The sequence below is a fragment of the Candidatus Thiosymbion oneisti genome (genome assembly GCF_004359955.1).
Taxonomy (GTDB): Bacteria; Pseudomonadota; Gammaproteobacteria; order Chromatiales; family Chromatiaceae; genus Thiosymbion; species Thiosymbion oneisti.
Map to the genome: position 1 here is coordinate 1 of NZ_SMSC01000052.1, position 9,349 is coordinate 9,349.

General features: G+C 59.3%; 5 protein-coding genes. 2 read left to right on the forward strand and 3 right to left on the reverse strand.

Going from position 1 to position 9,349, the window contains the following annotated elements; all coding sequences use genetic code 11:
- Positions 1–1,240: 1,240 nt before the first annotated feature.
- The 3 genes from E1958_RS18790 to E1958_RS18800 all read right to left on the reverse strand — a co-directional run bounded on the left by E1958_RS18790 (position 1,241) and on the right by E1958_RS18800 (position 7,343).
- Positions 1,241–3,988, reverse strand: a complete 2,748-nt coding sequence (locus E1958_RS18790; RefSeq protein WP_133513233.1) for an efflux RND transporter permease subunit — start codon at positions 3,986–3,988, stop codon at positions 1,241–1,243.
- A 644-nt stretch (positions 3,989–4,632) separates the two neighbouring features.
- On the reverse strand, positions 4,633–5,025 hold the full coding sequence (locus tag E1958_RS18795; RefSeq protein ID WP_133513234.1) for a hypothetical protein: 393 nt from the start codon (positions 5,023–5,025) through the stop codon (positions 4,633–4,635).
- A 200-nt stretch (positions 5,026–5,225) separates the two neighbouring features.
- Positions 5,226–7,343, reverse strand: coding sequence for a DUF1302 domain-containing protein (locus tag E1958_RS18800; protein WP_133513235.1), 2,118 nt, complete (start codon positions 7,341–7,343; stop codon positions 5,226–5,228).
- A 325-nt stretch (positions 7,344–7,668) separates the two neighbouring features.
- Between E1958_RS18800 and E1958_RS18805 the strand changes: the two genes are divergently transcribed.
- Positions 7,669–8,013 carry a DsrE/DsrF/TusD sulfur relay family protein gene (locus tag E1958_RS18805; protein ID WP_133513236.1) on the forward strand — a complete coding sequence of 115 codons (345 nt, stop codon included), beginning with the start codon at positions 7,669–7,671 and terminating at the stop codon, positions 8,011–8,013.
- Positions 8,014–8,084: 71 nt separating this feature from the next.
- The gene (locus E1958_RS18810) at positions 8,085–9,290 is read left to right on the forward strand and encodes an NAD(P)/FAD-dependent oxidoreductase (RefSeq protein ID WP_133513237.1); all 1,206 of its coding nucleotides are present in this window, start codon (positions 8,085–8,087) and stop codon (positions 9,288–9,290) included.
- Positions 9,291–9,349: the final 59 nt, after the last annotated feature.

The following is a 9,349-nucleotide window of genomic DNA, read 5'->3' on the forward strand; positions in this document are numbered from 1 at the left end:
CCGCCGGGAGAGGGGTTTTGAAGCTTAACTTAATGGCATTGCATTGAAGCCCGCGGGGGGGCGATCCGGACTCGCACCTGCCGCGTATTCCACGGCTAATCGCCGTGGCCTCATTGAAGCGGGCCGACAGGATGTCGGCGGTCCCACGCAGCGAAGTATTACGCGGCTAATTGCCGTGGCCTCTTGAAACCAACGAGTATCTACGCGGGTAGTGGTTAATATTTAAACGATTTGTTGGGCACGCCGCCGTCCAAAGATGCGGTTTGCCGCTGGCCAGGCGTTCATTGATGCGGTTCGCGCCTCCTCGTGATGCTATCCTTGTAAGACCTGCCACGCTCACCGCATCCTACGAGCTTTGCCCAACCTACGAGCTTCGCCCCTCTCCCGCCGAGGGTGTCGCAAAAGCCCCGCTCCCGCCGGGAGGGTGTCGCAAAAACGGTGGCATCAGCTGCCGGTCTGTGAAGTCTAAACCACAGGGGACACAGAGAGCGCAGAGAATTGGTCGGTGCCTTTCTCGGTGCGCTCTGTGTCCTCTGTGGTTCGAAAGGACTTTTGGGTAGTGGTAAATTCATAAGTGTTAAAGTAGAGCGGTTCATCTTTTTGATCCCCTCTCCCCAACCCTCTCCCGGAAGGGAGAGGGGGCATAGCGGCCAGTGCCGTTGGTCATGTTACAACTTAGATATTAACCACTACCGACTTTTGCGATACCCTCGGAGGGAGAGGGGGTGCTGCGTGGGGCGTGCCCAACCCACTGCGAGTGGCGATGTTTCCATTTAAAGCTTAACCACTACCCATTCAGGATTGCTCTGACGGTTCCGCTTGCCGTCAGCCTGATGTGAGCGAAGAAATCCTTCCCCGGGGCGTGCGCACTCCAAAGATGCGGTTCGCTGCGCTCACCCCATCCTGCCCGTATTTTCCTATGCTCAAATACGTTGAGCTTTACCCTTTGCGCCTTTGCGGTTCAGAATTGAAGCTAGGTGAATCGGCGGTGGGCACAATCCAATGCCATTAAGTTAAGCATTAGCGGTCGACAAAAAAGGGGAGAAACGACGCATCGCGCGCATCAGCGCGAATCCATGCGCGAGGATGCGCGTGATTCGTTGTTTTCCCTTAAGGACGGCCACAGCGCATGGGTTGACCAAAGGTCTGTCACCTCGGCGCCTTGGCTCTAATCGATGCGGTTCGCGCGGGGAAGGTATGCACTGTCCGATAAGCTCAGAACCACCGCGCTCACCGCATCCTACGTGTTATGGGCACTGCCGAACACATAGTGGGGTTTTAGCCAACGCACCATCAGGGGCAGCAGGGTCAGGGCCGCAATCACGTCGATGACCAGTGCGACGCTGATATACAGGCTCACGCTCCAGGTATTGGCGAGATGGGTGTTCATCAAGGGAATGAAGCCGGCGATCAAGACCACGACCGAGATCAGCACGGCGGAGCCGGTGGTATCCAGGGTCCGGCGGAGGGCGATCGCCCAGTCGTTGCCGCTGGCCCGCATTTCTTCATGCAGACGCGAGAGCATGTAGATGCCGTAGTCGATCCCCAGTCCCATAGCGATAGACAGGGCTACCTGGACATGGAAGGCCAGGTTGCCGGACCAGTTCTGTACGGAGGTCAGGTAGCCCCCGAGACCATACTGGGCGAACAGGGTAATGAGCAGCATCACCATCAGGATCCCTGAGACCAGCAGGGAGCGGAAGATGAGGGCCGCGATCACGAATACGGCGGCGGCCGTCAGCAAGGGGCCGGTGAGCCAATTGTCCAGGGCCACTTCGCGGGTCGCTTCGGTGGCGCCCAGGAAGCCGCCGATGCCGGGCCGGACATAGTCCGCCCCCGCTGCCGCCGGCGCTCCCACATCGCAGCTGGTGTCCCGGCAGCGCAGGCCGAAGTGGACCTGCCTGAATCCCAGGTCATTCTTGTGCTCCTCCACATAATCCTGGATCACCATGGTAACCGCGTGGGTCTCTTGGGGGTGCATGGTGTTGATGAAGCCCATGATCACGCCCCGGTTCCAATCTCTGGCCACGAAGGCGTCCATATCGCCTTCCTCGGTCATGGTCTCGAGCAGGCCGTTGAAGAGCTGGACGATCGCGTCCGGGTCCCGGTCGTCGTCCGGGTCCATGGCTCTCAGATAGGCCAGGGTCGGGATGCGCAGGTCGGAGATACGCGGCTGCTCTCCCGGCTCGGCCGCCAACAGCATATTGACCAGACGCACGTATTGGGCATAGGAGCCGGTAAAGCCGATCGCGGGATGATTGCGCATCCAGTTCTCCATGGCCTCGATGTCGGCCAGGACGGCTGCATTATTGAAGACCCCCTGGGCCCCGCAGACCTCCGCGTCCCAACAGCCCAGCTTTTCCTTCTGAGCGGTACAGGCGGCCTGCCTTGCCTGCTTGTCTTGGATCGCGAGTAGCGCTTCCGGATAGAAATCGGTGACGCATTCGGGCACGGTGGGTTCCTTGCCGCGGATGGGGATGGTCACCGAGATGACGCCGGGCATGATCCGGTTGAGCGCGAGCAGCTGGTCGATGGTGTCGGATTCCCGCTTGAAGGCCGCGCGTGAGTAATCGATGCCCTTCTCCACGCCCGGCATGGGGTCGTCCAGGGTGCCTTCCGTAATCCGCGTGTAGTGGCCGGATACGACCAGGATCACCGCCACCAGGCCGATGGGCAGCCACTTACCGGGACCGGTCAGCAGGCCGGCCAGCGGGCCGCCCACCTTATGCCCCCAGGTGTGCGTGTCGGATATCCCGGCCCGCGCGCACGGAAAGCTCAGCATGAGGAGCGGAATCAGGGTGGTGGTGGTGAACAGCAGGGTGAGCATGCCGAACATGCCGAAATAGGCATAGGCCCTATAGAAGGAGATGTCCACCGTGGACAGGGTAGCAAAGCCCACCATGTCGGTAATGATGGAGAGGGTGGCGGGGATCATGGTGTGGCCGATGGCTGCCTGGGCCGCACGCCGGTTATCCCCGTATCTGGCCTGCTCCTGTATGAAGCGCCGGGCGACCTGTACCGAGTGCCCGATGCCGATGGCGAGCAGGAGCATGGGGGTAAGGACCATCATGGTGGTGAGCTTGAACTGGGTGAGACCCATGATCCCGAGCGTCATCAGGATGGTGGCACCGACCCCCAGGAGGGGGAACAGGGCGCCGCGCCAGTTGCGAAACTCGTACCAGAGGACGGCGGCGGCGATCAGGAGGGACAGGACGAACAGCCACCAGTGTTCGAGCAGGTCGAGCAACATCCAGGCCAGGAAATAGGGCTCGCCCGCTACCAGCAATTCGACCCGGTCGTCCGCGGCGAATTCCTCCATGATGGCCCGCACCTCCCTGACCCAGGGCAGGTAAATTTCTTTTACCCCGTCCGTGTAGTCGGCAATGATGTAGGCGGCCTTGGCGACGCACTGCCGTTGCTCATACTCGCCGAAGGCGCATTTCTCCCCCTCCGGCGTCACCATCGAGACCAGCATCGGCGCCAGCACCGGGTTGGTCTCGATGCCCGCCTTGAGGAAGGCGAGCTGAGTCCGTGCCAGCGCCGGGTCGTCTTCGCTGATGCCGGCGGTGGGAATCAACCGTTTGAAGACCAGCCCGTTCGCGTCGGCCCCCATGTATTTGATCTTCTTCGCCGCCAGATCGATGAAGTTCTCGGGTCGGGAATGGGGTAGGGACTCCAACCGCCAGTGCAACGCCTGCATCTTATTGATGAACCAGGGTTGATAGATGTCCCCCGCCTTGACTTCGAGGGCGAACACCATGAGGTTGCCCATGCCGAAGTGTCGCTCCGTGTAGGCGTTGGTCGCCACATAGCGGTTGGCGGGCGGCAGCAGGGTATCCGGGTCGTTGCGGACATCCAGATCCTTGATGAACCAGGACAGGACCAGGGTGAGCGTGAGGATCGAGAAGATAAAGAACCGCCGCCGGCGGATCACGAAACGGGCATAGCGATCCGCCAGGCGTTCTTGGTTCCGGACGGGATTAGGCATTTGGGGGTCTGGCATGGCCGCTTTTTATTCGGAGGGAAACGGAAAATTTGTCCGCAAATAAACGCAAATGAGCGCAAATGGACCAAGAATGGTCGATGATAGTGGCCGATTGCGACCGATTTGCGTTTTGCTTGTTGTCATTTCGAGCGAAGCGAGAAATCTTGTAACTTTAGTGGTTGTCTTATCGCCGAAGCTCCCTCGCTACGCTCGGGATGACAGCTCCCTGCGGTCGAGATGCCAGGAACTGGTTTTACCATAAAATTTTGATGAAACGAGGCACTCGGACCCACCAAGGGACGGTTTGGCTCATGCGGTGAAAAAGGGCGAGTGCGCACCGAAGTCTCACCGCCGCTCCGCGATCAGCTGGTCGATCGCCGCCAGGCGTTGCTGGAAATATTCGTTCTCTGGCTCCCACGCTCCAGCGTGGGAGCGAATCCAGACGCTCCAGCGTCATGAAACCTTGTCCCGAGCGGAGCTTGTAGGGCGGGTCAGGCGCGTGCGCCAGCCGCCGCGATTGCCGCGGCGGTGGGCGCGCCGTCACCCGCCGGATGGTGGCGGGTGGCAGCCCGTAGGTCGGGTCAGGCCAAGGCGACGGAGGTGGTTGGCATACGGCGGATGGCGCAAGCTTATCCGCCCTACGCGGGCTATGATTTTTTCAGATCTGCCTGCTTAACATGAATCAGTCTGTGTCCCAGCATATCAACGGCTATCTGGGATTGTTCAAGAATAATGTAACCGATTAATGGTTCATAAACACCATCTTCCGGTTCCATGTCAAGAAACAGAATCTCGCTATAAACGGGATCGAACCCCTCGATTTTGATTTCTACCGGGCCGCAGACCTCACCTTTCACTAATTGTTGGATTGCGGTCTCACAATCGATTTCTCGAATTGTATTGAGTTTGCCGAGCCTTTCTTTCCAGGCTGTTGGAAACACCATATGCGCCGAGCCTGTATCGACTAACGCATCACAACGAACAACAGATTCGGGATCGAAAAGATTTTTGACGGAGACATGTGCAATTATTCGTCCCATGTTTACCTCCAATATCGTTTGGTACAGGATTCATAGGATTTCCAGAATTATTTTTCCGAATAGTCAATTATAACATCCTGTTAATCCTGGAAATCCTGTGAATCTTGTCCCATTAGCGGTTGGCACGACAATTATGTCAGCAGTCCCCAGGGTTCCCAACGTATTCAGAAGCTCCGAAAGGTATACCAGCCCAATGGGGGTTATTCGAACAGGTATTTGATGCCCAGCTGGATGTTCGAGGCTTTGCCGAACTGTCCGAACAGGGTGTCTTCGCTGCCCCAGTAGTGGTTCCAGGCCAGGGTGGCGAGCAGCTCGTCGCGGATGGTGTACTCCAGATCCAGGCGATTCCACCAGCCGCCGCCTTCCTCGAAGATGGCGATGTTGTTGATGCGGTGCTCTTGCGACGGACCAAAGGGCTTGGACAGGAACAGGGAGCCGAAGCGCTTGTGCTCGTAACCCCGCTTCAGCCCGTTGTCGAGGTGGAGGGTCGCCTGATCGCCTGTGTAGCGGCTGAATTTCTGGCCTGTCACCGGGTCCCTGGATCGGACCTCGTCGACGTAATCCAGGTTGGTGAACTGGATGAACTGCCCACTCACCGCCAGATTGGTGAAGAAGGTGAAGTCGGCGCCGAGCACATACTTGAAATAATCTCCCTTTTCCATCTTGAGTGCTTCGGTCAGGTGCCCGTAGCTCAGGGCATGGCGGTCGATGACCGGGCTCAGCACGTCCTTCTGGTACAGAAACTCGCCCCGCAGCACCACCGGGGCATCGCCTAAATCCAAGTCCCAGGCATAGTCGAAGGAGGCCCCGATGTTGTGGATACGGTTCAGGGTCTCCTCGAACACCAGCTGGGGTGCCGATCCGGCATAGTTGGCGGCAGTCACATCCGTAAGCCCGGCACGATTTCCGACCTCGCTGTAATCCACGGCGGGCGCGCCGTAGAACTTACCGGCGCTGTTCTTGACCTGCAAGGTGTGCAATTCCCCGGCAGGGCCCTGGTAGGTCACATCGACCACCTGGAGCTTCTCGCCGGTGTTAGGGTCCGCCCAGTGGATCTGCACGGCAGGGTTGGGATCATAGGCATACAGGTAGTTGAGGCTGAAGTTGAGGCCGTTATCCAGATTCCCGCGGTAGCGAAGGCCCAGATTGACGTCGGTGTCGCCTGGATAGTCCCGTTGGTATCTGGTGGTCATGCCGGTAAAGGCGGCAAAGGTCGCGAGGGTGGTGTTCGGCATGTATTCCCAGGTCGAATCGGGATTTGCGGTATCCCAACCCGCCCCGGTAACCGGGTCGGCGTCCGTGAGGTTGGTGATATTGCCGTTGGTGAATTCCGTGAAGTTCTTCAGGCAGGCGGCACCATTGACGCCGCGGCAGGCGGCCGGCGTCTGGGCCGCGGTCAGATTGGTGAAGGAGCCCACGGTGTTGAGCTCGGGAAGCGCCGGATTGAGCCCGCCCAGGGGATTGGTAAAGGTGCTCGTCGGCATCGGCAGGAAGCCGTCGCCGTAGAAGGTGGTGGTCACCGCCCCCATGGCGGCGCCGATGTTGGCGAATCCGTTGACCTTGCCGGTGATGGTATCCACGCCTTTCATGATGAAGGCATGGCCCTGGTCGGTCCCGAACAACCGCGAATTGTCCGCGCCCGGGGGCGCGGAGGGCCCGGACGGTGGCACGAAGGCCACGGACCGCACCCCGTGCTCGCCCTTTCTCAGCCCCGGAATGATGTTCTGCCGGCGCTGGGAGACCACGGCCTGGAGGTTGCCGTTGCTGCCCAGATTGCGTTCCGCTACGGCCATCCAGACCGGGATGCGGGCGTCTTCCATGGGGTCTTGATTCCACCAGCGAAAGTCGGTGGGGTTGATGATGTCCAGGAGCTTGATCCCGTCGGCGGTTCCCCACACCAGCTGCTGTTTGCCGAGCCGCAGGTCGATGCCGGCGAGCTCCGTATCCAGATAGAGCTCGCGCAGATAATCGTACTGGGTATAGTTCTCATGCCCACGCCAGTATTGGTTGACGCCCTGGGTGTCATAGATCAGATTGATGTCGGCATGCCAGGAGGCCGCCGTGCCCAGCTCGCCGTTGAAGAACAGACGCGCGGCATTCTCAAACCTCAGAACGTTTCCCGCCGCGTGAGCGGAGGACCTGTCCGAGCTCCAGGCCTCCTCGCCGATATAGGGATCCTCGTCGAGGTTGAACGCCGTTCGATTCTGAAGGAATCCGTTGACACGGATATTGTCGGTCAGCTCGAAATCGCCCAGTGCCACACTCGAAACGGCGACCAACAGACAAAGCACCGTTAGGGTAATTGATGGTTTGGTCATTTTTCTCCCCTTTGGCGACATGCAATGGTTGAAAGTTTGATCGCATTGATGCCAGTATAAAATCGGAGTGTCAGCAGCGGGACCTAAGAGTAAAGAAGAGCAACTGAATTGTCTCCTTATCATTCAGGCCCTATGCAGCCGCTGTCCGCGGCTGTTGCGCTCTTCAGTTCTTCGCGGTCGTGGTTCCTTTGGAACTCGTGGAACTCGACCGCCACCACCGACGGCGTTACTCACCTTCCTCGCCGCTCTTTCTTCCGTGGGTGGGGTGAATGGAGCGGTACGCCGACCCTTCGCAGATGCCCGTTCAAAATAGGAGCGACTTTATATGAAAATCCTACTGATTCTCAATGACCCCCCCTATGGCACCGAGCGCAGCTACAACGGCCTGCGTCTCGCCAAGACCTTGGCCAAAAAGGGGGCGGAGGTGACGGTGTTCCTAATGGCAGATGCGGTGGCTTGCACCCGGCATGGCCAGAAGGTGCCACAAGGTTATTACAACCTGGAGCTGATGGTGAAGTCGGTGCTTCGCGGCGGTGAGGTGCTGCTCTGCGGTACCTGCATGGATGCGCGCGGCCTTACCGACGAGGATTTGGTCGAAGGCGCGCGCCGCAGCACGATGGACGAGCTCACCGAGCGTACGCTGGAAGCAGATAAGGTCCTGGTGTTCTAACGCCGTCCCAGCTGTCCCGCTTACCTCACGACAAGGCTGAATTGCGGCTCACAGATCGAGGAAGTCCGAAGATGAAGATTGTTATCCTGGGCGGATCGTTCGGCGGTCTGACAACGGCCTATGAATTACGCAAACGGCTCTCAGTCCGTGAGTGCGATATCGTACTCATTTCCAAGGAGCCGCAATTCACCTTCATTCCATCCCTGCCATGGGTGGCAACAGGGTCCCGGAGCCTCGAACAGATCCGCTTTGAGCTCGCTGGGCCCCTCGAGCGCAAGGGGATCGAGTTTGTGCAGGCTACGGCATCGCACATCGATCGCGAATCCCGGCAGGTATTCACCGACCGTGAGACCTATTCATACGACTGGCTTGTCATCGCCACGGGACACCGCAGTGCCAACGAGGCCGTTCCCGGTCTCGGACCGTTCGACGGTCCCGGACATTCGCTGATGTCGCCGCCGGAGACAGAAGAGGCAAGGGATGCGTTGCGGACGTTTCTGGAAGCCCCCGGACCGATGGTTATCGGTTGTGCACCCGGGGCGAGTTGTATCGGTCCAGCCTACGAGTTTCTCTTCCAGGTGGACTACCTTCTGCGTCGGCGGCGCATGCGCCACCAGGTGCCCATCGTTTTCGTTACCCCTGAGCCGTTTCTCGGGCATTTCGGCGTAGCCGGAGTAGGTCGGGCACGGCAGTTCCTCGAAGGAGAATTCGAGCAGAGAGATATTCCCTATTTTACCTCCGTGGCCGTATCCAAGCTCACCGACTCCGCAGTGGAGCTCGACGACGGAACCAGCTTTGAATCCGCATTCTCACTCATTATCCCGCCGCTGGCTGGTGTGCGGGCCATCGCCGCGTCACCCGGTCTTGCCAATCCCAAGGGCTTCGTGCCGGTGGATGAACACTATCGGCATCAGGAGGTGGCCCATATCTACGCGGTCGGGGTCGCAGTGGCGTTTCCGCCCGTCGACGATCTGCCGGTTCCCGTGAACTTCCCCAAGACCGGTCATATGACAGAGCAGATGGCAACAATGGCCGCTCACAATATCGCCGCCGAGGTGCGGGGTGAAGGAAAGATGGCCCACCCGCTACGGGCCGAATGTATCCTGGACATGGGCGATCGGGCAGCTCTAATCGAGGCGGACCCCTTCCGTCCGCCACGCAACCTTGCCCGTGTCAGTGCGGGCCGACGTTGGCTGTGGGCCAAAAAGGCCTTCGAGCGCTACTACTTGTGGAAGGCCGGACGCGGCAACAGGGTATCCGGAGAATGGGGCTGGTAACCCAGCGTGGATCTTGGACTCCGAACAGCCCTAAATAAAATTCGTCGGCCAAGAGGTAT